Origin of the sequence: Rheinheimera sp., assembly GCF_965283995.1 — a bacterium.
Classification (GTDB): domain Bacteria; phylum Pseudomonadota; class Gammaproteobacteria; order Enterobacterales; family Alteromonadaceae; genus Pararheinheimera.
The window spans coordinates 4062506-4087287 of sequence record NZ_CBDIQG010000001.1 but is presented as its reverse complement, the minus strand read 5'-3'; the positions used below and the strand labels follow the sequence as shown (position 1 = coordinate 4087287).

At 46.0% G+C, this 24782-nt stretch carries 21 protein-coding genes; 7 read left to right on the top strand and 14 right to left on the bottom strand.

Annotated elements, in window-relative coordinates:
- Position 1: 1 nt before the first annotated feature.
- The 5 genes from ACQ66Q_RS18230 to ACQ66Q_RS18210 form a co-directional block, all read right to left on the bottom strand.
- A complete protein-coding gene (locus ACQ66Q_RS18230; protein ID WP_430458078.1) occupies positions 2–1174 on the bottom strand; it encodes a GGDEF/EAL domain-containing response regulator in 1173 nt (390 codons plus the stop codon).
- 15 nt (positions 1175–1189) lie between these two features.
- Positions 1190–4267: a PAS domain S-box protein gene (locus ACQ66Q_RS18225; protein WP_430458077.1), complete on the bottom strand. Its 3078-nt coding sequence runs from the start codon at positions 4265–4267 to the stop codon at positions 1190–1192.
- 558 nt (positions 4268–4825) lie between these two features.
- Positions 4826–6991, bottom strand: a complete 2166-nt coding sequence (locus ACQ66Q_RS18220; RefSeq protein ID WP_430458076.1) for a YecA family protein — start codon at positions 6989–6991, stop codon at positions 4826–4828.
- Positions 6992–7000: 9 nt separating this feature from the next.
- Positions 7001–7216 carry a hypothetical protein gene (locus ACQ66Q_RS18215; protein WP_430458075.1) on the bottom strand — a complete coding sequence of 72 codons (216 nt, stop codon included), beginning with the start codon at positions 7214–7216 and terminating at the stop codon, positions 7001–7003.
- A gap of 298 nt (positions 7217–7514) precedes the next feature.
- Positions 7515–7928 carry a hypothetical protein gene (locus tag ACQ66Q_RS18210; RefSeq protein WP_430458074.1) on the bottom strand — a complete coding sequence of 138 codons (414 nt, stop codon included), beginning with the start codon at positions 7926–7928 and terminating at the stop codon, positions 7515–7517.
- Between the two features lie 526 nt (positions 7929–8454).
- Between ACQ66Q_RS18210 and ACQ66Q_RS18205 the strand changes: the two genes are divergently transcribed.
- Both ACQ66Q_RS18205 and ACQ66Q_RS18200 read left to right on the top strand, forming a co-directional pair.
- Entirely contained in the window at positions 8455–8706 is a 252-nt protein-coding gene (locus ACQ66Q_RS18205; protein WP_377240210.1) for a helix-turn-helix domain-containing protein, read from the top strand.
- Positions 8707–8709: 3 nt separating this feature from the next.
- A complete protein-coding gene (locus ACQ66Q_RS18200; protein WP_430458073.1) occupies positions 8710–10017 on the top strand; it encodes a type II toxin-antitoxin system HipA family toxin in 1308 nt (435 codons plus the stop codon).
- A gap of 19 nt (positions 10018–10036) precedes the next feature.
- On the opposite strand, the gene ACQ66Q_RS18195 is transcribed toward ACQ66Q_RS18200, so the two are convergent.
- The 3 genes from ACQ66Q_RS18195 to ACQ66Q_RS18185 all read right to left on the bottom strand — a co-directional run bounded on the left by ACQ66Q_RS18195 (position 10037) and on the right by ACQ66Q_RS18185 (position 11636).
- Positions 10037–10582, bottom strand: a complete 546-nt coding sequence (locus ACQ66Q_RS18195; protein WP_430458072.1) for a HigA family addiction module antitoxin — start codon at positions 10580–10582, stop codon at positions 10037–10039.
- A gap of 26 nt (positions 10583–10608) precedes the next feature.
- On the bottom strand, positions 10609–10878 hold the full coding sequence (locus ACQ66Q_RS18190) for an AbrB/MazE/SpoVT family DNA-binding domain-containing protein (protein WP_430458071.1): 270 nt from the start codon (positions 10876–10878) through the stop codon (positions 10609–10611).
- A 539-nt stretch (positions 10879–11417) separates the two neighbouring features.
- Positions 11418–11636 (bottom strand): helix-turn-helix domain-containing protein, encoded by a 219-nt coding sequence (locus ACQ66Q_RS18185; protein WP_430458070.1) that lies wholly within the window; start codon positions 11634–11636, stop codon positions 11418–11420.
- 112 nt (positions 11637–11748) lie between these two features.
- Here ACQ66Q_RS18185 and ACQ66Q_RS18180 point away from each other — a divergent pair, with 112 nt between their 5' ends.
- From ACQ66Q_RS18180 to umuC, 5 genes are all read left to right on the top strand, one after another.
- Positions 11749–11994, top strand: coding sequence for a hypothetical protein (locus ACQ66Q_RS18180; RefSeq protein ID WP_430458069.1), 246 nt, complete (start codon positions 11749–11751; stop codon positions 11992–11994).
- Positions 11981–13159 (top strand): Arm DNA-binding domain-containing protein, encoded by a 1179-nt coding sequence (locus ACQ66Q_RS18175; protein ID WP_430458068.1) that lies wholly within the window; start codon positions 11981–11983, stop codon positions 13157–13159. The genes ACQ66Q_RS18180 and ACQ66Q_RS18175 overlap by 14 nt, the downstream gene beginning before the upstream one ends.
- Positions 13156–13455, top strand: coding sequence for a hypothetical protein (locus ACQ66Q_RS18170; RefSeq protein ID WP_430458067.1), 300 nt, complete (start codon positions 13156–13158; stop codon positions 13453–13455). Before ACQ66Q_RS18175 ends, ACQ66Q_RS18170 begins: the two co-directional genes overlap by 4 nt.
- 614 nt (positions 13456–14069) lie before the next feature.
- Positions 14070–14513, top strand: coding sequence for a translesion error-prone DNA polymerase V autoproteolytic subunit (gene umuD / locus ACQ66Q_RS18165; RefSeq protein ID WP_430458066.1), 444 nt, complete (start codon positions 14070–14072; stop codon positions 14511–14513).
- Between the two features lie 2 nt (positions 14514–14515).
- Positions 14516–15820 (top strand): translesion error-prone DNA polymerase V subunit UmuC, encoded by a 1305-nt coding sequence (gene umuC / locus ACQ66Q_RS18160; protein ID WP_430458065.1) that lies wholly within the window; start codon positions 14516–14518, stop codon positions 15818–15820.
- 451 nt (positions 15821–16271) lie between these two features.
- On the opposite strand, the gene ACQ66Q_RS18155 is transcribed toward umuC, so the two are convergent.
- The 6 genes from ACQ66Q_RS18155 to ACQ66Q_RS18130 form a co-directional block, all read right to left on the bottom strand.
- A complete protein-coding gene (locus ACQ66Q_RS18155; protein WP_430458064.1) occupies positions 16272–18092 on the bottom strand; it encodes a hypothetical protein in 1821 nt (606 codons plus the stop codon).
- A 246-nt stretch (positions 18093–18338) separates the two neighbouring features.
- Entirely contained in the window at positions 18339–18719 is a 381-nt protein-coding gene (locus ACQ66Q_RS18150; RefSeq protein WP_430458063.1) for a hypothetical protein, read from the bottom strand.
- Between the two features lie 31 nt (positions 18720–18750).
- Positions 18751–19578, bottom strand: a complete 828-nt coding sequence (locus tag ACQ66Q_RS18145) for a DUF2971 domain-containing protein (protein ID WP_430458062.1) — start codon at positions 19576–19578, stop codon at positions 18751–18753.
- Positions 19579–20064: 486 nt separating this feature from the next.
- The gene (locus tag ACQ66Q_RS18140) at positions 20065–22029 is read right to left on the bottom strand and encodes a methyl-accepting chemotaxis protein (RefSeq protein WP_430458061.1); all 1965 of its coding nucleotides are present in this window, start codon (positions 22027–22029) and stop codon (positions 20065–20067) included.
- 198 nt (positions 22030–22227) lie between these two features.
- Positions 22228–22509: a hypothetical protein gene (locus ACQ66Q_RS18135; RefSeq protein ID WP_377240187.1), complete on the bottom strand. Its 282-nt coding sequence runs from the start codon at positions 22507–22509 to the stop codon at positions 22228–22230.
- Between the two features lie 388 nt (positions 22510–22897).
- Positions 22898–24709: an ATP-binding protein gene (locus tag ACQ66Q_RS18130; RefSeq protein ID WP_377240185.1), complete on the bottom strand. Its 1812-nt coding sequence runs from the start codon at positions 24707–24709 to the stop codon at positions 22898–22900.
- Between the last annotated feature and the right edge of the window lie 73 nt (positions 24710–24782).

Genomic DNA, 24782 nt, shown 5'->3' with positions numbered 1-24782 from the left:
CTTATAGTACGACAGCTTTGAGTAGTTCTGTGGCCTGCGGGACAGTGAGCGGCGGGTGGAAAAAATAGCCTTGCGCATAATCACAGCCTATGGCCTGCAATGCCTGTAGCGTCTCCGCGGTTTCGACCCCTTCGGCCACAGTCCTGATGTGCATTTTGTGCGCAAGATTGATACACGTTTCAACAATAGCCTGACTTTCGGCTTCATGCAGAAAATTGGCAATAAAACGCCGGTCAATTTTTAACTCGGTAAATGGGATCCGCTGCAGTTGGGCTAAAGATGAATATCCTGTGCCAAAATCATCGATAGATAATTCAATACCGTTCATCCGTAAGCGGATCAGAATATCTAACGCTGTGACCACTTCATTCATGAAGGCTGATTCGGTCAGTTCCAGTACCAGTTGCTGCGGTTGTAGCTGATGACATTTGAGCTCGTGCAATAACCTTGCAGGAAAATTGATATTCTGCAGATTGATCAACGATAAATTCACCGCCACACAAGTTGATAATTTTTGCTCCGCCCAGCAGGATAGTTGCGCGATGACCTCGGCTAACACCCAGTCCGTCAATGCATCAATAACACCTGATTGTTCGGCCAGTTGAATAAAAACCGTCGGCGGTACCTGACCAAACAGCGGTGATTTCCAGCGGGCTAATGCTTCAAACCCAACCAGTTTGTTGTCTGTCAGCTGATACTTCGGCTGATAACACAAACTGAGCTCATTGCGCTGCAAAGCCGCCACCAGATCAGCCGCAGTGATAGCAGGTTGGTTGCCGGTCCCGGCTTTCGGTTGTAGCTGCACTTGCAACAGTTGCTGAATTTTCCTGCTAAATGCCTGCATATCCAGTGGCTTGGTCAGCGCGTCCGCCACCTGTAAGCCCTGCGCTTTGGCCAGTTCGCGGGCAGCATGCACAATAGAAATATCATGACCACTGACAATCACCAGGTGGCCTGAAAAAGCTTGCCGACTTAGCCAGCGCAGCGTTTCAACACCATCAATATGTGGCATATCCAAATCTAAAATCACCACTTTGGCCTGACAAACCGCATCGGCAGCATCATGCAGACAAGTAAAACCCTGCACGGCAATATCGGCAGAGGCCAAAAACTGCGAACACATCTGTAAATAATCGGGGTCGTCGTCGATCATGCAAACAAGATGCGACATCATATTGCACTCCGTATCCTAAGAAACTTTTGACAATAATTCCCTGACCCGCTTGATTAACAACGAGGCCCGCACTGGTTTCTCCAGACGTTGCTGGTAGCGTATTCGGTTTGCTTCATCGTCAATCAGGTTTTCATCGGCAAAAGCACTGACCAGCAGCATGGCTAAATCAGGCTGCTGCAGCGCAGCCGCACTGCATAACTCAAAGCCATTCATCTCAGGCATCAAGATATCGCTAATCAACAGCGCAAAGCGTTGTTGTTCCAGTTGTTGCAACGCTGCTTTAGCGCTGTTACAACTGCAAACGCTAAAACCGGCGGCCTCTAAAATGGTCGCGTGCACATCGAGTAGCTCAACATCATCGTCAACCAGCAGAATTTGCGCCGCCGTCGCTGTTGGTGACTTGTCTGCGGCCACGGGACGAAACGTCTCAGACTGCGCAGCCGGCACAGGGGGGCTTATCTGTGTGGCGACCGGCAAATAGAGTTCAAACCGGGTCCCCACCCCTTCGGTGGACTCGACCGTAATGCCACCCTGGCTACGCCTGATAAAGCCAAACACCTGGGCCAGACCCAACCCGGTGCCTTGCGCACCTTTGGTCGAAAAAAACGGTTCAAAAATTTTATGCTGAACTTGTTCAGACATCCCCCGGCCTGTATCGCTAATCGTCAGGCAGGCGTAATGCCCCACCGGCACAGGTTCGACAAAATGCACGGAATCCCGGACTTCTTTCTGGCAAAAACCAACCGTAATGACACCGGCAGGGGCTGTCGCATGGACCGCATTGATCACCATATTCAGCAGCACATCTTCAAGGCCACCTTTTTCAACAGTGACCCACAGCGGCGCTGCTGCTGGCTGCAAGACCAGCTTCACACCACTGCTGGGGCCACAGGCCTCTTTCAGCATCGGTGTTAACTCTTGCAACAATTGTCCAAGTTCAGTGGATTGGGTTTGCCGGCTGCGATTCGAAGAAAAATCCAACAAGCTTTTGGTCAGCGCACTGCCCCGGTCCGCCGCCTTGATCAGGTTATGAGCAGTCTTCACCACTTTTTCATCTGACTGCATACTGAGCAATTCAGCGTATCCGCGCACAATGCCCAGAATATTATTGAAATCATGGGCGATCCCGCTGGTCAGGGTGCCAATCGCACTCAGTTTACTCGCCTGCACGAGCTGATCTTGCTGCTGCTCGGCCTGGGTCAAATCATGCAAGCTGCCGACAAAAAACCGCTGCTGCAACTCGTCCATCGGTAATTCTGCGATGGATATCCGGATCGGAAATTCGCGGCCGGACTGATGGCGGGCCAGTATGCGCCGGCCTTTGCCCAGAATATGTTTTTGCCCGGTCTGTAAATAACGGTTCACGAAGTCCTGATGCTGACGGGAATCAGCCTCCGGCATCAGAATTTCAATATGTGCACCCAATAACTGCTCAGCCGTATAGCCAAACAACTGACATACCGCGGTATTAAAGCTGAGGATTTCGCCCTGCGCATTGATAGTGACGACGCCGTCAGTCATCGCCTGCAGCGTTTCACTCAGATGCTTTTGCTGACGGGCTAACGCCCGGGACAGCCGGTCCTGCTCGAGTTCGGCCAATTTACGCGCAGAGATATTGGTAATGGCTCCATATGAACTGTTTGCATCATCTGACTGGGTTCTGCGGATATCCTTGAGCCATAAATAGCTTTGCTGCGCGTGCGACCAGAATCGATATTCCTGAGAGTTTTCAGGCCATTCCTGTGTTAATAAGCTTTGGTCCTGCGGGTGCACCTGATGGAAGAAAAACATCGGATCTGACAAAATTTGCTCAACAGTACATCCCAAAATATCTGCCGCATTCGGACTGACGTAGAGAAAACCGTTACGCAGGTCGCCCATTGCCTGATAAAGCACAACCGGGCTGAAATTCAGTAAGTTCTCCATATGTTGGCGCATTTCGGACAGCACTTGTTGCAACTGAAATTGCTCTGACACATCCAACAACATACAAAACGCAACGACTTCAGGGTTATCAATGGTTTGCCGCAGCTGCCCGCGGCAATCGATCACCTTTTGCGATCCATCCGGAAAATCCAGCCGAAACCGCACCAGCTGCGTTTTTGTCAGCGCTTCCAGAAACCCTGATGGATCAACCCTGACAACATTGTCATGGTCGGTAAATTGCTGAAACACTACATGATGTAAGTTAAATTTGTCCGCGGGGTGGGTTTGCGCGGGCAACCACAGCAACTCGCGCGCAGTGCTATTGGCAAATACCAGTTCCGAGTGTTCATTCAGGCCAATCATCCCGGCCAGATCACTATCAAATAGCCCGTGTAACAACTTGTCTTGCTGCTGCAGATGACGTACCTGACGTTCAGCCGTGAAATCGGCCAATGTCAGTAACCATTGTTCTGAGGACATGTGCCAAAGCCTCAGCTCACAGAGGTTTGTGGCATGCAACAACCTGACGGTGGCCAGCTGCTGCGGCTTTAACCCTGCCAGTTGCTGCATCAGCCAGCACTGGATATTGTCATCGTTGAAAAACTCGGCCCTGGACGTGCTAAAAACATCAGTGGTTGCCAGCAGTTCGAGCCGGCCATCCTGCCATTGCACAAGTGCCTGACCAGACAAATGTTCAGTCTGATGAAATGGCCAGTGGCTTTTCAGATGCGAAGTGCGCTGCAACTGCCGGATCTGATCCATTGAGACTATTTTCATCGCGGCATGCGCCAGCATATCCATCGCTTGCTCTTGCAGCTCAGTCAGAGCCACCCGCGTATTGCGCACCATCAGCACGGTGAAGTTTAGGTCGCTATCGGTGCTTGATATCGTCTGATAGCAACAATGGTACCCCGGTAAAAAAAAACGCAATTCCTGCAGCCCGCTCGGCGCCGTCACCCCGGCCTGAGTAAACACCCAGGCGACCCACTTCGCGCGGTTCTCATCGCTCGCCAGATAATATTGAGTGCTTTCACTACGGACGACAAATAGCACAAAAGCCTGCTCAAACAAGCCACTCATCAGATTGGCATAGTGTTCGAGTTGCCGTGTCAGGCTGAGGTCAGGGAAATGCAAACAGAGATTGATGGGGGGCGATATTGAATCCATGCTGTGCCGCTTATCGAGAATCCGTCGCTAAAACCTAGTTCAGCCATTTCTACTTAGCAAATTTGCCGGAGCCTGCTCCTTTCCCAAAAAGCGACAACCGCAACTCGGCCTGGCGTTACGGTGTGTGACGGCCACGATGGCTTAACGACTGTATGGGCTAGAACACGGGCAGAGTTGGTTTGGCAACGGGTAGATAGCAGAAACTGGCAAGGCTTTATCAAACTGATGGGCGGCTCTGTTGGTCAGTGCAAAGACTAGCCATTACACCTCTACCGCAGATAAAAGCTGAATCAGGACAGTGGCGAAAGCAAAACCGGCCGATTTGACGGGCTGATCCTGCACAGGCTAAAAGGCATTTTAAGCGCAGGCAAAGCCGTGATCACCCGGCTACCCAATGGCGGCTAGAGCAGGCCAAAGGCCGCTCTACGCTTTTACTTGGAGTTCTGTAAATAACTGTACTAAACACTGACTATCTTAGTCGAACCAAATGGACTGATTCTAAACTGAAAAATATGTGTCCCTTTGCCTTTGTTAAAATTCCACTGCATTAAAATCACATCACATGCAACACTTTTTATATTTTTTTCCACTATGGCATGGACAAGGTTCGTTTCGACCAATTTTATGTCTTATCTTGTTTTTTGATTTATAGTCTATTTTTTGTTGTAGTTTAGGCAAATATCGAACTATTTCGCCCATCTTTTCTGAATACTTCCATTCAAAATCTAAGGTAACCCCAAATCTAAATGCTCCATCTTCTGGTTGAAGGCATATACCATGCCACCTGCTAGCTTTAGATGTATATTTTCTTTTTTCGCAATGTTCACTAAGTGCTTTAAGTGCAATTTCTTTGGGAAAGTAGTTTGTATGAATGGTAAAGCCACAATTTGGTTTATCAAAAAACAGTGTCAGGTCATGCGTCTTCCGATCTTTTCGCGATAACTCTGTAATTCGTTTAATTGCATTATTTATCTGCTGGATAGCTTCACCACTAAGAGAATGGAGTAAAAAAGCAAAATCTATGACATTACTATTTTCAGTCCTCTCAATCTGCTTAAGGATATGGTCTATGGGTGTGTCCTTGTACTCAGTCAAAATGCCTTCAGGTGTATCATTTCCGGGGATCCCCCTTCTACGTACCATCATTGCTAAATCTAATTCGGCAGAAATATCATCTCCGAGGTGCATATACGATAAATCATCTTCTATCCAAAGATTTTTCCTTAGATGATATGACAAAACAGTTAGTTCAAATGATGCATGAACTTGCTTGCTATACGTTGCTCTTCTATTTATATAGCTAAGAAAACTTAGTGGCCTATCCAACATTTCTGTGAGGGTATCTAAGAAGAAAACATCCATTACATACGGGGATAGGATTCCTTCGCAAACATGAGTTCTAAGAAACTGGCGTGATTGAACAAATAGCGCGGGGTAGTGATCTGACACTAAACATGAGATGTAAAATTCTTTTAATCCCCCAATTTTTTTTAACTCAATACCAGTTTCATGGTGCTTTAGATTGTATTTATCAGCTTGCCGCATAAATTGAGCACAGGCAAAGCCTTGGTCATAAGCTGCTTGTACAGCCTTTTCAAAATCACTTTCTAAATTAATTTTGTTACCTTGCCTTGCTTGCAAAGTAAGCTTTTTAGATTTTGCCTGTAAAATAATTGCTCTGTCCGCATATAGAACTAAAACATCTATTTCTCCAGCAATATTGCCATCAGGACCGAAAATATCGATGTTCTTATACACATTATTCTCGCCAAAAACCCGAACTAACCGCTCAAAAGCAAAGTTTTCTGTAAATTCACCTCTATTCTTTAGTGCAGTGGCCTTATATTCAGCGCTTTCTAAAAACCAAAAAAAAGGTGTCTCATAAAACGCTTCAACAATAGAGTAATATTGAAATAGCAAAAACTGACATTCATTCAACTTTATTACTGGATATGCATTAGCAATATTGAAGCTATCAAGAGATTTATATTCTTCATTCGAACCAAACGCTGTAAAACTATCCAAAACATTGCGAACAACATATAACTCACAATTACAAGCTTTAGCAACATCCTCATAATTAAAAGTAAAGGCTGGCAAAAAAGTCCATTCTGATGGGTTCTTTTCTTTTATAGCCTCCAAGCAATGGTTAAAATTATCATTTTGAATCTCCTCCAAACAATAAATAACTTCATAAGCTTGCTGAAGTGTATAGCCTTTTGTCTCTAAGAAAAATTGGCTGTCTCTTTCATATTTCTTTAAGCACAGGTCTCTATATTGAAAGTGATAGGCTGATTCACCACCGTAAAAAATCGCCTCACGCAACATTTCTCCACTATTAATCATCTCCTGCATTTTTTCTGGTGTAAATTGACCATTCACAAAAAATCTTTCAGGTGATGGCATAATAGCGCTATGATGATCACGCAAAAGATATTCTGCTTTATCTACATATTTTTGTAGCTCTTGCGGCTCTGGTATTTTTAAGTCAATTTCATGCTTAAATGCTAACCCGATAAGAGCTGAAATTTCTGTACGTACAAGTCTTTCCGTAGAAAACTGCTTTAAAACATCTTTGCTCTCAAGCCCTTTATCTATGTCATATGAAATGGTGTTATCTCTAAAGCAAAAATAAGCAATAGCATGAATGAATCCTGAGGACGCACTTAACTCACTAAGCTCATTAAATATTTCAGATTCACTCCTAACATCTGTAGCCATCATAATATTCCTTTATATTTTTGAAGTAATCTGCAGATATCCAATGATCCCAAACGCAACAATGGCAAGCAGGTTGACAAAACCAGATTTGGTCTGACGAGAAAAATCTCTGACAAAAGGCAGGCTATACACCAACGCAAAGATGCATACATAGGCCGCTACAACCGATACCGCAAAAGTGATTACTGAGCCACTCAGTTGGCTCATTGCTTCCGTTGCCTTGCTCATGGACTTCCATTCCCTGAAATAGAAAATTATTCCTTACTTTGAAGAATATTAACCAAGTTCGCAAGGCTGTGGTGATGAAACCGTTTGATGGACCAGAGTGCTTACAGTTGATCTAGCTTGGTCTTTTCGGTCTTAAGACCGCTATAAATCTGCTACATAGGTGCTACATGGAAAAATTGCAGGCATAAAAAAACCACTTGAGTTGCCTCTAAGTGGTTGATTTAAATGGCGCACCCGTCAGGATTACTCGGCGCTTCCTGCGCCTCGCCCTTCGGGCCGTCTTCGCAAGCGAAGACGTTCAAAAACGCTCCCGGCGTTTTACTCGTATCATCCTGATACTCGCTCTGCGAGCCGGCTGCGCCGTTCCGGTTTGCTCCAGGCAAACCGGTGTCGAACAACAGGTTCTCATCCGACAGGGTACTATAAACGCAAAAACCGCCGAAATGGCGGTTTTGACCGAATATTGTGACAGCATCGCATCAGGATTACTCGGCGCTTCCTGCGCCTCGCCCTTCGGGCCGTCTTCGCAAGCGAAGACGTTCAAAAACGCTCCCGGCGTTTTACTCGTATCATCCTGATACTCGCTCTGCGAGCCGGCTGCGCCGTTCCGGTTTGCTCCAGGCAAACCGGTGTCGAACAACAGGTTCTCATCCGACAGGGTGCTATAAACGCAAAAACCGCCGAAATGGCGGTTTTGACGTTTATGGCGCACCCGTCAGGATTCGAACCTGAGACCTCTGCCTCCGGAGGATGTTCGTACTGAGCTCAAATAGACACCAGCAAAGCGTAATTTAATTAATTATATCAACAATTTAATGATAATCAAAGATTTTTACAGCAACCGATTTACTGTCACAAAAGAGCGCTTTTTTACCCATTTTGTCACAGGCAACTGTCACAGATTTTTGTCTAAAAATGACCTCTGCTCACGACAAAACCGAAAAAAATGACCACAAAATTCTGAGTTTTTTTGTCGCATTTTTTCGACAGCTTTGACGTAGTTTAACTCAATAAATCTTGCTAATTGAAGTAGAGACCAATTCAAGCAAAAAGCCGTTTTACTTGATTGACGATGCGAGGCGGTAAAAAAAACTGGCAACAAAAGATAAATCGTCACCGTAAAGTTCATTTTTACCAAAAGTATCCATTTATCCCCTGCAAGGGATAACTTGCAAATAGCCCCTGTAGGGGTTATTGTTTATATATGCCTTATAGGGGATAAAATCAGGAGTTGGACGATGAGGATAACATCAGCTGCAGCGCTCGCGAATGCTGTCCGCAACCAGCGTAAGTTAGTGCAGAAAACGCAACGGGAAACTGCTGATCTGGTTGGCATCAAACAAACCACAGTCTCTGACTTTGAGCTTAAACCTGAATCGACCAAACTCGACACGTTATTCAAGATTTTAGCCGCATTAGATCTTGAGCTGCACGTCAGCAAAAGAGGGGCAGAACTGACTGATGGTAACAATAAGAAGCGGGAGTGGTAACCCATGCGCCTGCAGAGCTTAATGGTGGCGATGAACGGTGAGGAGGTTGGAACCCTCTATCGCGACGGTGACGGTGCCATGTCATTTCAGTATGCCACCAGCTGGTTGAAGGACGTCGATGCTCGTCCCATTTCATTATCATTACCACTGCGTTCAGAGCGCCATCGAGGCACCGCAGTATTTAACTTCTTTCAAAATTTATTGCCGGATTCAGATGCGATTCTGACCCGGATGCAGACTCGGTTTCAGGTTGCAACGACTCATCCATTCGATCTGCTTGCAGCAATAGGCCGTGATTGCGTCGGCGCGATTCAGCTCTATCCCGCGAATAGCCAACTGCCCCCAGTGACGTCGATGACAGCAACCCCGCTTACCGAGAGTCAAATTGCAGCGCTATTGGCAGGCTATCAAACAGCGCCACTCGGCATGACTGAGCACAATGATTTTCGTATTTCATTGGCGGGAGCGCAGGAAAAAACAGCACTGCTCTGGTTTCAGGGACTATGGCAACAACCGTTAGGCAGCAGCGCGACCAGTCATATCTTTAAATTGCCAATTGGCCGACTGGAACACCATAACATCGACCTTTCCGACAGCTGCGAAAATGAATGGTTATGCCTGCAAATCGCCAAAGCGTTTGGCTTTGAGGCGGCCAACGCCGAACTTGCCACTTTTGGCGACAAAAAAGTACTCATCGTCGAGCGGTTCGACCGACGCTGGTCCCAAAACGGCCAATGGCTGATGCGCCTGCCGCAGGAAGACTTTTGCCAGGCTATGGGAATAGCGCCCGCATTAAAGTATCAGGCTGATGGTGGGCCAGGTGTCGCGGATTCAATGAAATTACTGATGGGATCACGTTTGGCTAGTGCTGATCGGGAGACTTTTTTCCGCACACAAATTCTGTTTTGGTTGCTGGCCGCCATCGACGGTCACGGTAAGAACTTCAGCTTGTTTATCGAAGCCGGCTCATCCTATCGGCTAACCCCCATTTACGACGTGCTCTCAGCTTTCCCACTGTTTGCATCAGGGGGTATTCAGGAGAAGAAAGCCAAAATGGCAATGGCATTAGAGGGCAAAAACCGTCAGTACCATGTCTCTATGATCCAGCCCCGACATTTTATCAGCACCGCCGAAAAGGTTGGTTTCTCCGTCCCAAAAACCATCGAGATGATGCAGCAAATGGCAGATGCGGCTGAGCAAGTGGTCACACGGGTTCGAGCCAATTTGCCCGCGGGCTTTCCTGAATCGATTAGCAACGCCATTTTTGACGGCCTGAATGGGCAGGCAGATAAAATAAAGAGAGCCTTTTAACCAGAGAATGCTGTAGCGACTAAAACTGAGAACAAAGAATTTTTTCCGGGTCCGTATGCACTTTGGTGGTGCGATATAGGTCGTACGCTACTTGGTAATTCATCCATGCTGCAGCGCTTATCGAGGTAGCGGCCTCAAGCTTACGGGCAAATTCAATAGTGACGGGGGCATGGCCATTCACAAATCTAGAAAGGTGTTTTGTAGAAATACCAATTTTTTCCGCTACTGTCGCACGATTGAGATTAACTTTATCAAGAACCCTTCGCTTGAATACACTTCCAGGATGTGGTCGCGGAAGGTGTTCAGGAAGGCTTGTTGCAACCGCAGGTACCAGCTCTGCCTGTCGGTTATTGAATTCTTCAAATTCCTTTGTTTGGTCCTCATACCGGGTAATCACATTGCTCAGTGCTTCAATCACAACCAGATTCGCATCATAATCCTCGAGCAATAAGTCCATAAGTGCCAACGCCTGCTCATGCTCTTCCGCTGTGTGAATACCCTTAATAATTGGTAAATTGGCGACTATGCTCGCTGCAAGTTTTGTGACTTCGGCTATGGCTGACATAGTCCCCTCCTCGCCCTACATAGACGTTATGCTTCATTCCCAACAGTTGGAGAGCTATCCCATGCTGTCAACTCTTGCGGCATTGGTGCCGATGTATCGCACTTAGCCAGAAGATCCACCAATGTGTATTTCTTGCGCTTCTCGGCCAGTGCAATCACAAGCTTACTCTCAACAACAGTCATATCCAGCTTATCACCAAGCTGAAATCCCAACTCTTTGATTAACTCGTCGGCCAATATAATGCCTTGTGAATTATCGATTTTACGTAATACAGTTTCCATAATTTTCTTACTCAACCACGCGCTCAGTTCTAAGCGTAATGCAAATCTCTGTTGTATCAAAAACGACCTTTTGGGCATTCTTATCAGCCAGCAAAATTGGCTAGGTCAATCGGGTCATCCTTGAGAGTCAATGGTTTCATCCTTATACTCAGGTAACATGAAACCCGCTACTAAGGTGAAACGTGAGCGTAGAAACCTACAGCATTGTTCTAGTGATTGTTACAGTGTGCCTAGTGGTTGGTATCTTGGCATATGGTGAACGCATCGCGCGCAAAAAGTTTCTTAAATAACCGGTGGAAACACGCCTAGCGCTGAGTTCGAATATTCTGCTTAATCTAAATTATACTCAACATCCATATTTGCATTCGGGGAGCCATTCATGACCATGCAGCAAATCTCAATACTTATTTTGGTCGTAGGCTTTGCTCTTATCGGCCTGATTCTTTTTGCTGCTTACAAAGTGGCCGAGTACAAGGATATGAAGAAGATGCATAAATCTCAGAGATAAATTTACCCACCATAAAACCCTTTAATCGACGAAACTACATCGGTACTCAATCGCCATTCATTTCAATATCGTGTATTTCCAGAAAATCTGCGATATCACATTTCAAATACTTACATAAGACTTCCAAGGTCTCGAAATCTATCCGAGTTGTCTGCTCGTGATACAGCCTCGTTAAAGTACTGCGATTGATCCCTGTGTCTCTTACAACATCAGTAATCTTGAGTTTTCGAGCGCCCAGAAGCGTTGAGAAATTACATTTTATCACTTTAAAACACCAAAATGATTCTTTAAAGAATCAAAAAGCAGTTGACAAGAAACTCCAGAGCGCTTTAATGTATCTCTAGAGAATCATCATGATTCTTAAAAGGAGTAAAAATATGTTGCTAACTTATCTAACCACAAGCGAGTTGTCAAAACTCATCAAGTACAACCATCGGACTATCCGCGAACAACTGAAAGACCGTGTCCTATTTGAAGGGATCCACTACATCCGGCCATTTGGTGGCCGCAAAATCTTGTTCATTTGGGAAGCGATTCAACGCGACCTTCAAGTCCCGCAACAGCAACTTCAACGCGAGGTGATCCCGATGGCAAATGGTGGGGTGGCCTATGGGGCAAATTAGAGCTCGGCGGGAAACCGGTAATTTACTGATCGATTTTCATTTTCAAGGTGTCCGCTGTCGGGAGCAAACAGCATTACCGGATAACCCTGCGAATCGGAAAAAGCTGCAAAAGCTCCTTGATCAGATTGAGTTGGAAATCAAACTGGGACGTTTTGTCTATGACCATTACTTTCCGAACAGCAAACTTGCAGACCAGTTTTGTCAGCACCAACGCCACTTACTGGCCTTGAATAAAGCCGGACGCTTACCCACTTTTGCAGAATTCACGGAGATTTGGCTTGAAGAGATGGCCGTCACATGGCGAACATCCTACAAAGATACGGTAGTGACCTTGATTAAGCTTCGGATCTTACCGACGTTTGGAGACAAGTTGGTCGACCGCATCACTAAAGCGGACATCATGCAATTTCGCGCCTCACTCGGCAAAGTACGTCGCGAAAATGGCACTGGCTTGACCGCAGGGTACATCAACCGACACACCAAGATCATTTACATGATCCTCAATGAAGCAGCCGACCGGTACCATTTTACCGCGCCTGTGCGCCTCAAACCACTCAAAGTTCAAAAGACTGACGTCGATCCGTTCACGATGGAAGAAGTTGAATTGTTTATCAATCATGTAGACCCCCGGTTTCGTGATTACTTTATTGTCCGCTTTTTTACCGGGATGCGGACCGGCGAAGTCGATGGCTTGCAGTGGCGCTTTATTGACTGGACTCGCGGCATCATTTTGATCCGCGAGACCTGGGTCCGCGACCGTCTGGAATACACCAAAAACGATGGCAGCCAACGCGAAATCAAAATGTCCGAGCCCGTTCGAAACGCCCTGCTTCGTCAGCGCGAACTCACTGGCAAAGCAAAGTTTGTGTTTAGCACCAAAAAAGGCACACCTCACAATCATCGTAATGTCACGCAACGGATTTGGTACCCCACGTTACATGCTCTGGAATTACGCGACAGAACGCCTTATCAAACTAGGCATACGGCGGCCACTCTGTGGTTAGCGGCTGGCGAAAACCCCGAGTGGATCGCGCGGCAGATGGGCCATACCACCACAGAGATGCTCTTTCGCGTCTATAGCCGCTACGTCCCCAATCTGACCAGACAAGATGGCTCCGCAGCGGATGCATTACTGCAACGTTTTGAGTTTGGAGGTATTCAATGATTATGATTGAACAAACTGCCTGGTATAAGCAGTGCCTTGTTGAAAAAGAATTCGAACGGCGAATTCGACTACTTGGCACTTGGCTGATGTCAGAAGCGAACTTGACCCCGCATGGTCTCGAGCTTGCAATCGCATCTGATGACTTTGGTGACTGTTGCAATGAAGAGTACATCTACAACTGGCTCCGGGCGGCTGCCTGCTGCCCGAGTTGCCTTCGCGGCATGGGCAGGCAGAAGTTAAGGAAGAAATTCATTTACTGGCTGCTTGACCATCATTTTTACATAGAACCCCACTGACCGATCGGTCGCACTTTAAATGCTGAGTGAGGATCCACTATTTACTTTTAAGCAAAATCTCAATATCGTTAAGTCGTAGGCTCTGTAATTAAAGAGCTTCTGCATCGGGCGTTCCGGGACTTAGTCTGATGTAGCTGGACAGGTGTTCTAATCCGGAAGAACACTGGTAGTGGCAGCACCTAAAGTGCTGGTTTCCGAACCATAATGCTAAGGAAACGCTTCGCCTACCGCCTACATACAAAACGCGCTATATGCGCGTCTTGTGTTTCATACGTCTCAGGTTACGTGAGCTCATTCGAACGCGTTTACATTTCGCAGCAGCCTTTACCTGTCTATTGTTGTAGCTTGAGCAGCTATTGCCATTTGTCAGTGCAAAGCGCCACGTACCAACCAAACCCCTGCCCCGCCCTTTATTCGGATTGGCCGCTCGAACCAATATGTAAAAGAAGACCTGGATCTATGGCTGGGTACGTTATCCAATCAGCAACACCTGAAGCAAGTAGATTGATCTGCTAAAGCCTGCACCATCGAATTTTCGCAAAAGCTACTGCTGAAGTTGACAAGGCAGGTGTATGTGCGATCATAACTGTATATAGATACAGTTATTGGTGATTATGTCCGTTTCTTTTCTTGGCGAGTCTGCTATTCGCAGCACTCTGAAATTGCCACTTTTTGTCAGTAAAGTTTCGGCAGGTTTTCCGTCGCCGGCGCAGGACTACGTTGAGCAAACGCTGGATTTAAACGAACTGTGTATTAAGCGCCCGGCCGCGACTTTCTTTGTTCGGGTTGAAGGCGAATCCATGATTGAGGCTGGTATTTTCCATAACGATATTCTGGTGGTGGACCGCTCAGTGAAATCAGTCCATGGCGATATCGTCGTGGCGCAGGTGGACGGCGAGTTTACCGTCAAAGAACTGTGCTTGAGACCAAAACTGATGTTGGTGCCGCGCAATAATGCCTTTCAACCCATTTGTTTTGCCAACGACAATGAGCTGCAAATCTTTGGGGTGGTGACCAACGTCATCCGGCAGATGAGTCGCTCGCATAAAAACCTGTAGCGATGAACAGAACCTTTGCGCTGGTTGATTGCAATAACTTTTATGCCTCCTGTGAAAAGCTGTTCCGGCCGGACCTGGCCTGTACGCCGGTTGTTGTTCTCTCGAACAACGACGGCTGTGTGATTGCCCGCTCACGCGAAGCAAAAGCGCTGGGGATTAAAATGGGAGTGCCGTACTTTCAGGTGCGTGAGCTGATTGAAAAACACCGCATCGTGGTGTTTTCGTCTAACTATGCGCTGTATGCCGATATCTCTTCCCGGGTGATGTCGACGCTGGAGCAGTTGGCGCCTGCCGTGGAAGTCTATTCGATTGATGAAGCCTTCTTGGATTTAACCGGTGTTGACCATGCGGTATCACTCACTGAGCTGGGTTTAGATATCCGCCAGACCATTCAAGATTGGATTGGTATGACGGTGTGTGTCGGCATAGCCCCTAGTAAAACCCTGGCGAAACTGGCAAATCATGCCGCCAAGAAGTGGCAGAAAACCGCAGGCGTAGTCGATTTAACCAGTAAAGAACGGCAGCGCAAACTAATGGCATTATTGCCAGTAAGCGAAGTCTGGGGCGTTGGTGGCAAACTCACAAAACGCCTGAACGAGTTAGGTATCCACACTGTACTTCAGCTTGCAGATGCTTCGCCGAAAATGTTACGCCGGCAATTTTCGGTGGTAATTGAGCGCACCGTGGCAGAGCTCAATGGCGAATCCTGTCTGGCACTAGAGGATGTGGCAGCCAACAAAAAGGAAATTGTCAGCTCCCGCGCTTTTAGTGAGCGCATCACTGAGTTGAGTCAGATGCAACAGGCTGTGTCTGAATATGTGCATCGCGCCTCAGAAAAACTGCGTAGTCAACACAGCAAGGCCAAGCAGCTGACGGTATTTATCCGCACCAGCCCTTTTAGCAATCACGGCCAAGACACGTTTTACAGCAACTCTGCAACAGGCATCCTGATAAGCCCTACTGACGACACGCGCGATTTTCTGCACTTGGCCGGTGAGCTTTTAAAGAAAATCTGGAAAGACGGCTACCGCTATGCCAAAGCTGGCGCAATGCTGGCCGATTTCTACAAAGAAGGGATTGAGCAGTTGCAGTTATTTACTGATGCGGCCAGTAGCTGCGTCCATGAAGCAAAGCCCGCTTATCGAACAAACTCAGCACTAATGACAGTCCTAGATGAAATCAATCACAGCGGTAAAGCCAAAGTATTTTTTGCGGCTAAAGGCCTGCAACAAGACTGGGCAATGAAACGCCAGCTGTTATCACCGGCGTACACGACGAAGTGGAGGGATATCCCGAAGGTTAGCTAAGAGCGAAAAGCAGACGATAGCACGGCAAATTTGTGCAAAAACCGAATGTTCGAAACAGATTCATAGCGGACATTCATTTTTATGACATGGTTCGCAAAAAAATTTATGAGGAAAGTCTAACTTTGGACGCAGTTTTCTCAAATGTACTTGGAACGAATGAAGAATTGAGCTCGGTTTTATCTTCTATACATCACGCAACAGATGATGCTAAAGCATGGTTTCATGATCAATTAATAGGCAAAGACCCATTAATTCAGATTGCTTTAAGTTGCTAGAAATTGAACAAATTTATTTATAATCAATTACTTAATTAAATCGACTTTGCGTTCGCTTATGCTTAATTGAATTCTGTACCTGTTAGCGTTTGAGTTCAAAGAAAAGCCCTGTTGTTACTCAGGGCTTTGGATTTAATGCTTTTACTTCGGAATGACAAAGCATTCGTTAATTAGATTTAGTTCACTTCGAATAAATCAATACGTTTCGCGCCAATAGAAGAGAAACATGCCGTACATTCCTTTTGACTTCCTTGGAACTCAGTGGCTATAGCGCCAACTAAAATGAGATCACCGGACTCGATAACAAGCCCCTTGTGATACTCGCTGAAGGCTTTATCAACTTGTAATAACATTTGCTTGCTTGGTTGTGCAATTTTAATTAACGCGTATCGGTCGGTAGACAAAGGATTGAACAGATTACCTACGACGTTACCTAAAATGATTGAGTCAGTGTAGGCGGCGTAAAATAAGCAGTATCTTCTGCCTGTTGCCACTTTGCGTAAGCACATGAAATAACCTGCAGCGCCTGATGAGAAGCACCCAAATGCAGCTCCGCACCCTGCGGTCAGGCTTTCATAACTGACATTTAAAAAAAGATTTTGGACTTTGCTTTGCTTTGAGATGATGACTTCCTGATTGATCTCGGCAAAGCTCACGTGGTTGGACGATTTGTAGTCCGTTTTCATTTCTAAATATAAAACGCCACTGTTTTTATCAATTAGGTGCTCCGCCTTTAATGTTGAATTATTTTGATAATTTTTGGTGATGTTCCATCCTTTGGTATTGTCAGAAAAATCATAATTTTGGACAAGGTGCTTGTTCTTCCATGGCAAATAACGAGCACAAATAAATGCTACTTTACATCGAGTATTTTCATTTTCGAATGAACTAACCGACTCCGCAACTACAGCCTCTATAAAGGGAACTGCTTTGCCATTGGAAACAGATTTCATGTCGGCGCTAATGCTTCTGTAGTAGTCGAATTGTAGAGATGAATCGCTGAAAGAAGCATGTATTTTTTCATACTTAATAAAATCAGTTTTAAGGTTATCTTTATAAATGGCACCCGGATATGCGCTGTCGATGATCTTGGAAGCGTAAGTTTTAGCTTCGTTATAGGTTCGGCCTGCTTTCAGTAACCCTAGGATGATTTCGCCATGTATCGAAGATATCAGGTTGACGTCATAATATTTGCTGTTGACATATGCCTGTCTAGAAAAATCCCCTGTGACCGGATCTTTGATAACGCCAGCAGGCTCCGTAGCCTTCCATAGGTCATAGTGCAGTGGGATCAGTATGGTATGGGCATCATCAATGCTGGTTTGGTAATTTGCATAAACACATTTTAATAATAAATAGCCATCACTGCCTTTGAGCTTGTTTTTTAAGAACTCATTGTAACCATTTACTTGGCCAGGCCGTGTGTTTTCGTTGTTGACAAGGTTATAACTCCATCCAGAATCAAGGGACAACAAAAGCTCTTTTAATGAGCCTTTGTTATCTAAATGACTGATTTCAAATTTATAGGGGCCCGAAACAGACACCCCATTTATAAAATGAGAACAAGACGCCGTTATCGTGAAATCTAAATCATAGTTTGTAACAGCCATCGAATTGGCACTTAGCACACGCTCCCCTGATTTAGCGCCAGTAGTAGCGACAGGTACGACGGTCACGGTAATTTTCTTGTTCAAATCATTGGGGCTGATCTGATAGCGTTCGCGAGTGGCTCCATCGATGACGACCCCATCGCGATACCATTGGATTTTTGAATAGCCTTCGGCATCGTTCTCTGGATCTTTGTAGGTATATTTGACTTGTAAAAAACCGCCGACGTAGTTGTCGCCACTTACAGTCACATTGGATGCAAGTGGTGGACTGTTCGAATTGCCCCCGCTACTCGACTTATTATTAGACGATTCGTCTTGACCTCCACAGCTAGCGAGAAACAATAGCAGAAATACGTTACTTAAAATCCTTGGATGTTTCATTTTCAAACCATTTACTCCTGAGGGATAAATCATTTTCATAGTTCAGTTTAAGCTAGCAACATGGCAACGTTTTAAATAGCTGTTTGTTGACCCGAATGCTTTAGCTTATAGAGGCTGTAACGTAAGGGGCAAGTTTTTCTGTAGGGATTTTAAGCCGCTTTTTTTAACTCATTATATTTTTGATGTGGTGTCTTTAGGAAATCTTCGCTCTCCAGCAGCTCTAGTGCTGGCTATCAAATGTGAATAGTAAAATTAACAAGACTTCATCGCCCATTCCAAAGTTGGATACTGATTTTTAGTGGGGCTTGCAGAATGATGAGCCACATACTCGTCCCTATAGCCTTTCATTTCGTCCCAGTAATTCGACCACTCAGATTCAGTGCAGCCAACACACTTCAACAACTCATTTTTGAACTTGGCATGATCTGAAATCATACCTTTCCAGTGAGTTGGCTCAGCGTTTGAGCCAAATATCTTCGTCCATTCAAGAACTGACAAGTCCAACAGAGTTCCATGCATTAGACGCCAAAAATTGACATGTGGATCTGGATTTGTATTGGTCAAGACGCGCTTTAGATGAATACATCTAGCAATCTGAACCACCATCCTGATCTGGGTTTCTAGTTCATCCATGGCGAGGACCTCGGGAGACCTAACACCGCTTTCATCGGCTTGTCCGCTGCAATGCATGATTTGCAGCGTTCTCAAGCTCAAAGTAATCGAGCTCCCATGAGTTATGACTAATGCCGCAACCATAAACATTTATCTGTGGTTGATATTTGCGTATTTCTTTTATTAATCCCAGAGACTTATTGGGATCATTTAACAGCTGAGAGCGAGCTCCAATGTATACTTCTTTTATTACGTTCTTAGGTAAGTTCAGTAGGTACAAAGGCCGACCATCCACATCAATTTTAGTAAACTTGCCGCTTATAATAGAATTATTGTCTTCAATTCCTTTTATACATTTTGCAACTCGTACTTCTTCCTCATAGGCCCAACATGCTGGCTTATAGAGGAACATACGTTGTAAACGTTCAAGCTGCCCTGAAGGAAAATGAAACGTGCCACCCACTTCAATCGTCTCTGCAGACTTACTTAAGAAGGGAGTATCTGGTTTCTTGTTTGTATATATAACACTGCCATATTGAATAGGAACTAAATTGGTTTCTTCACAAGTAAATTCAGTTATTGAAGAATCAATACCAATAACCATTCCTTTGTGTTCGCATCCGTAATGCGCCCACATGAGAGGATTGAGTGGTTGCCTTGTTAAAGAAAGAATACCCGTATTTTCCTTCCAAATACCTTTTTTTCCCCAGTTTCGGATACTATTTAGCATAATATCTAAAGAATTGGTTCCTTCGGTTGAAGGGTATGCAGCTTCTACTTCGAAAGGATCATTGAAATGGCAAGGCTGCGTAAAACCTATAGATCCATTCTGAATAATCTTCATTCCTGCGTCATATGATACATACTTGTATAGAATCATAGCTATCCTTCGTTCATCCTAACCATTTCATCAAAAGGAAAAAACACGCATTTAAGCAGGGTTAGCCTTTTTGAGTTTTTAACATCCTGCAACGCTAACTTGAAAATAAATTCATATCAAGGCTTTATTGGCAAGCGCCTTGCGGCGTTAAACACAAAGCAGGCAGGAATTGCGCTTATTTTTTAGTCCGTGGGCAATACAAAACATCTCGAAAATTTCGAGCCCCATCTGAGCAATTACTTAGCAAACGTCCGGTTTCAGTGACAAGCGCCGTTGTAATCGAATCTTAGTGAATTTCCGCAATTGGCACAAAGCCGCGATCCGACGAAGTGGAACATTCCGTGAAAGTGGTGGTGCAATTAATTTGCAACACGTGGTAAGGAACGGTTACAAGGAGGTGGTAGACTAAATGCAATTATCCAGAAAGGATAAAAAGTGCCCGGCTCTAACAACTGGCCGGGCTAGTAGCATCATGAAAATGTCTGGCTAGTTTAGCCTGAATTTTGCGACAGTAGCATTCATTTGTTCTGCCAGTTCGGCCAATTGCTCACTGTTCTCTGCATTTTGCTGAGCCGCTTCGCTGGTGTCTTCCGCAACGGTGTTGATGCTTATGATTTTCTGGTTGATATCCTCGGCAACAACAGCCTGTTGCTCAGCAGCTGAAGCGATTTGCGTATTTTTGTCGCTGATGGCCTGGATGTTCATCAATACCGCCGCTAATGTCTGACCGACAGTTTCGATGCGGTTATTTCCCTCGCTCGCTTTAATTTGGCTTTTTGTAATGGCATCAGCAGCTTCTTGGGAGCCACTTTGAAAGGCTGAGATCATCTGTTGGATATCTTTCGTGGATGCGGCAGTGCGACTAGCAAGCGCTCTCACTTCATCGGCTACCACTGCAAAGCCTCTGCCCTGCTCGCCCGCCCGGGCCGCTTCGATTGCAGCATTCAACGCGAGTAAATTGGTTTGTTCCGCAATACTATTGATAACATCCAAGACAGCTGTAATTTCTGTACTTTTGCCTTTAAGAAGCTCAATAACCCGGGCTGTGGCACTGACTTCCTGAGATAACTCGCCAATCAAAGCGATTGTTTGTAGTAATTGCTGCTGACCCTGCACTGCATTTTTCTGCACAAGCTCTGAAAGCTCTGCAGCTTCTGTCGTTGTCAAAGCAACATCACGAACCGTCGTGCTCATCTCATGCATAGCGGTCGCTGCGAGTTCCGTATCCTGTTGTTGACGTTGGATCCCTTTAAAGGTCTGCGCTGTCACGACTGACGACTCTTCGGCAGCTGCGGCTAATTGGGCAGATGCACTACTCAGTCCACCAATCACTTTTTGCAACTGTGTAACTAAAGATGCTGTGGCCCGGGCTATATTCCCAAACTCATCATCGCCGGCACCTGCAGTGATTTGGTGGGGATCCATGGTTAAATCACCTGATGCAACAGCCACCAGCGTTTGTTCTATCGTAGTAACAGCATCGGTCATGGAGTGAATCATTTTGCGAATGACAATCACAGTGACAATACCGAGCAAGCTCAATAACACGGCCAAAAACATCAGTTGATTGAGCGCAGTTCGCTTTAACTCAGCAGCCTCTGCAGAAAGCTCATCAGACAACACTTTCTCGAACTCTGTGAGTTTGGCAATTCGTGCAGTAGCCAGGTCAAACCAAGCTGCATCATCAATTGAAAATTCTGTCGCGGTTGCTTTGGCAAAAGCTTGCTGATGAATATCGGCGACTTGGCGAAACTCCGGGAGTAACTGCATGTCATCCCAGCGTTTTTTCTGTGCTGCTGTGAGCATGCCAGACATGCTTTCAGCATAGGCACGATAAGCCCCCAGATTGTTGGCAAAAGTAGTCAGCGTTAGCTCGGTAAAACGGCTCTGGCTGAACACTATGCCTAAAATTGCGCGCTCCCGTCCGGCTCTTTCTTTTGTTTCAATGAGTTTATTCAGCGTGGCCAGGCTTCTACTTAACCCTAAGTGCTCAAGCTGAAGCTCAGCTTGATGATCATTAGCGATAAGATCTGCGATCAATTTGGTGTAACGGGTAGCAGATTCAGCACTCGCCACTGAAAGCCCGTCTATTTTTGTCCTGAGCTCATTTACTTCAACTTGAATGGCTGAAAATTCTTTGATACCGATTGGTCTTACTAAGCCAAGAGCGTCGTCTGTTTTGTTGCGCAGTCCGGATAACCGCTCTTTGAAGCGTGATCCCTTACTTGCCAGAACGACACCACTTGCGCCTCGTTCAGCCTGTAAGGTGCCGATCAATTGGCTTACTTTCACGGAATGGCTGACGGTCGTTTCAACCTGCAGTGCGATAGTGTAGTTTCCCACATCCATCAAAATACGATTGAGTGCCAACCCAAGCAGAGCCAGAACAGGCAGAGTGAGTAACAAGATTAGTTTTGCTTTGACTGTAAGATTGCGGATTTCCATCGTCATGATAGGCCTTCTATTTTTCCCTGATAGAAACAACATAGGAGATGCTCGGAAAAAGGCAAACAACTACCACTTTCGGATTAGACCTTGATTTAACTACCTAGAAAGTGCAAATAGCTGCCACATTGATCACCTATATTTCACTTGGGGCGCATGATTGTTTAAGCAGGCAACACTGTAAGTAAGCCGATATCCAAGCACTTAAACTCGTTCGCGAAGCAAATTATTGCGCAACAACGCGCGCCGGACGCTCAGACACATTTTTCCGAATCGGCGGATCTCGTCAAATTTCGGGCTTACACCACGTTTCATCGCACACTCCCAATAACAGATCTCGCTATCCACCATTTCGAGTAGCTTTTTAGGGCAGCCGGCACAATCAGTATTAGCACCACAAATAAAGGTGCTCGGCTCATACAACGGAAATTCAGCTTTTACCTGCTCAATAATCTCGCGCATTGCAGTCATGCGATCCGGCTTCATTATCGGCGCTCATTTGCATTATCTGATGCAGGAGGTCGGGTAGACTGAGCGTTTATAGCGGCATGCCTATCCGCTATTTCCTGTGCTATTAGCTCCTGAAAAAACAGCAGGTGCTGATTGAGTTTCAGAATGCCATCAAGCAATTGTTGCTGGGTGTTGAGCAGCCGAGCTTGGGCGTTTAATTCAGCAAGGCTCAAAGGTATTTGGTCTCCCTGTGAACATAGACCGCAGGATAATGTTATTGATTTCTCAATACTACCCGGACACAGGGATGAAACTTGTTTATCACGCGTAGACACTTATCCACCGAGACTTCATGATGAGTCGCTACATCATGAAGCCCGGCGCTCTTTGTGCCAATTCACCTTAAGAGGTAGTTCTTGTAGTTCTAGGCTGGAACTTTCTGCGCGAGGTACTCAGGATAAAACCTGAAATAGACGCCGGTGCCGCCTTCAGTACGTCGCTCTACCCGCAGTTCCCCGTGCAGTTGCCGGCTGCGTTCCTGCATGATGGCAAGACCATAATGATTGAGCTTTTCCGCTTTATCCGGAATACCAATGCCGTTGTCCTCAACACAAAGCTCTATCCATTTGTCCGGATGTTGTTTGAGTCCAACCAATACTTCGGATCCCTTACTATGGTGTACAGCATTCTGACTGGCCTCCCGCACTATTTGCAGCAAGTGGATTTCTTCTTGTGGTGACAGTGGAATATTCGCTAACTGGTAGTCGATGCGAAACCGCATTCCCGACTGCTCAGCTAACACGGTCACGGCCTGCTGCAGCGCAGCCTCGACACCGCCGCCATCTACTTTTAGTCTGAATGTGGTTAATAACTCACGCAGCTGACGATAGGCACTATCAAGCCCCTGCTTTAGTTCATCAGTGATTTCCTGCAGAAGCTCGGGGCGTTGTTTTTCAATAGCTTTATTCAGCCTTGTCACCTGAATTTTCAGATACGACAACGCCTGAGCTAAAGAATCATGCAGTTCACGGGCAATGACCGTACGCTCTTGCATTAAAACTAACCGGCGGCTCTGCTCTTGTTCTTGCTTTAAACTCAGCGCTATCGCGATATGACCTGCAACACTGCGGAATAACTGCAGCTGCCAATCACTTAAGGATTCTGTACTGTGAGTACGGACAACTAACACGCCATGATGCTGAGTCTCGCGCTGAACCTGAAATCGATACACCCAGCCACTATTATCCATCTGACCACTATCACTGGCCGAAGTACAATCACCACAGCTAGAACGTCCGCATTCTTCATGACTGTTATCAGGCAAGATTTGTAAATAAGGCCGGCTGCCCTGCTCGGTCAGTAGGCACAACTCAATGTCTGCCACCGATACAACCTGCTGTAATTGCTGCACTATGGTGTCCAGTCTATTGCGGTCCACAGTTTCAATAGTCAGGTCCCGCACCATATCGTATAAAAACTGCAGTTTCGTATTAGAAATTTGCAACGCCTGAGTTTGAGCGTCCACCCGTTTTTGCAAGGTGCCATACATAGACGCAATAGCGTCTGACATTTTATTCAGCGTTTGGGCCAAAACTCCCAGTTCATCCTTTTCCTGTGGCTCGACACGACAAGTAAAATCACCTTGGCCGATCCGATGCGCAGCGCGGGTTAATTCACTTAATGGTTGCTCAACCCTATTGCGTAACCAATGCAGGACCACAGCGGCGAGAAACACTGTGGTAAAAAGCGCGAAGATTTGCACGATGCGTAATAAGCGGACCTTATGCTCAGCATCCTGCTGAATGGTGCTGACCAATACTTCGATATCATTCACCTGACGCTGCGCACGAAGAAAGCGCTCTGATGCCGACAGTTGCTTCAGCTGCTGGTCCAGTTGCAGCCAATTTTGCCTCGCTTGGACGAACTGCAAATTCAGCTGTGGATTGGCCGTTTTCATGTGGCTGAATACCGGGTGCTGCCAGCTCTGTATCAGCTTTTCCCGCGCAGCCAGAAAATCTGTACTCGATGGCTGTTCACTTAACATCACCACTTTGAAAGTCTGCATCCGCAGTGACCCGGCGACGTTGATCGCTAACGCATCACTGTCGGCCCGTTCGGACAGCCAGTAGGAAATAATCATGGTCCCTAGCGCTAAAGTGACGATGATGCCAAGAGCGATGCCAATGCGACTGACAATTGAAGACTGATGCTTCAATAGAGGTTTGATTTTTGACATGCCGGCTCCTCGGGTTGATAACCGGATTCTACCTCTTTCTATGACCAATTTCAGGGGCTACTCCTTTTGCGCC

Excerpts from the sequence above, each read along its gene's own strand:
- ACQ66Q_RS18130 (WP_377240185.1), bottom strand. The coding sequence starts at position 24,709 with ATGTCAAAAATCAAACCTCTATTGAAGCATCAGTCTTCAATTGTCAGT.
- ACQ66Q_RS18200 (WP_430458073.1), top strand. The coding sequence starts at position 8,710 with ATGCGCCTGCAGAGCTTAATGGTGGCGATGAACGGTGAGGAGGTTGGA.
- ACQ66Q_RS18150 (WP_430458063.1), bottom strand. The coding sequence starts at position 18,719 with ATGGATGAACTAGAAACCCAGATCAGGATGGTGGTTCAGATTGCTAGA.
- ACQ66Q_RS18145 (WP_430458062.1), bottom strand. The coding sequence starts at position 19,578 with ATGATTCTATACAAGTATGTATCATATGACGCAGGAATGAAGATTATT.
- ACQ66Q_RS18215 (WP_430458075.1), bottom strand. The coding sequence starts at position 7,216 with ATGAGCAAGGCAACGGAAGCAATGAGCCAACTGAGTGGCTCAGTAATC.
- ACQ66Q_RS18180 (WP_430458069.1), top strand. The coding sequence starts at position 11,749 with ATGTTGCTAACTTATCTAACCACAAGCGAGTTGTCAAAACTCATCAAG.
- ACQ66Q_RS18175 (WP_430458068.1), top strand. The coding sequence starts at position 11,981 with ATGGGGCAAATTAGAGCTCGGCGGGAAACCGGTAATTTACTGATCGAT.
- umuD (WP_430458066.1), top strand. The coding sequence starts at position 14,070 with ATGTCCGTTTCTTTTCTTGGCGAGTCTGCTATTCGCAGCACTCTGAAA.
- ACQ66Q_RS18195 (WP_430458072.1), bottom strand. The coding sequence starts at position 10,582 with ATGTCAGCCATAGCCGAAGTCACAAAACTTGCAGCGAGCATAGTCGCC.
- ACQ66Q_RS18140 (WP_430458061.1), bottom strand. The coding sequence starts at position 22,029 with ATGACGATGGAAATCCGCAATCTTACAGTCAAAGCAAAACTAATCTTG.
- ACQ66Q_RS18225 (WP_430458077.1), bottom strand. The coding sequence starts at position 4,267 with ATGGATTCAATATCGCCCCCCATCAATCTCTGTTTGCATTTCCCTGAC.
- ACQ66Q_RS18205 (WP_377240210.1), top strand. The coding sequence starts at position 8,455 with ATGAGGATAACATCAGCTGCAGCGCTCGCGAATGCTGTCCGCAACCAG.
- ACQ66Q_RS18220 (WP_430458076.1), bottom strand. The coding sequence starts at position 6,991 with ATGATGGCTACAGATGTTAGGAGTGAATCTGAAATATTTAATGAGCTT.
- ACQ66Q_RS18170 (WP_430458067.1), top strand. The coding sequence starts at position 13,156 with ATGATTATGATTGAACAAACTGCCTGGTATAAGCAGTGCCTTGTTGAA.
- ACQ66Q_RS18135 (WP_377240187.1), bottom strand. The coding sequence starts at position 22,509 with ATGAAGCCGGATCGCATGACTGCAATGCGCGAGATTATTGAGCAGGTA.
- umuC (WP_430458065.1), top strand. The coding sequence starts at position 14,516 with ATGAACAGAACCTTTGCGCTGGTTGATTGCAATAACTTTTATGCCTCC.
- ACQ66Q_RS18230 (WP_430458078.1), bottom strand. The coding sequence starts at position 1,174 with ATGATGTCGCATCTTGTTTGCATGATCGACGACGACCCCGATTATTTA.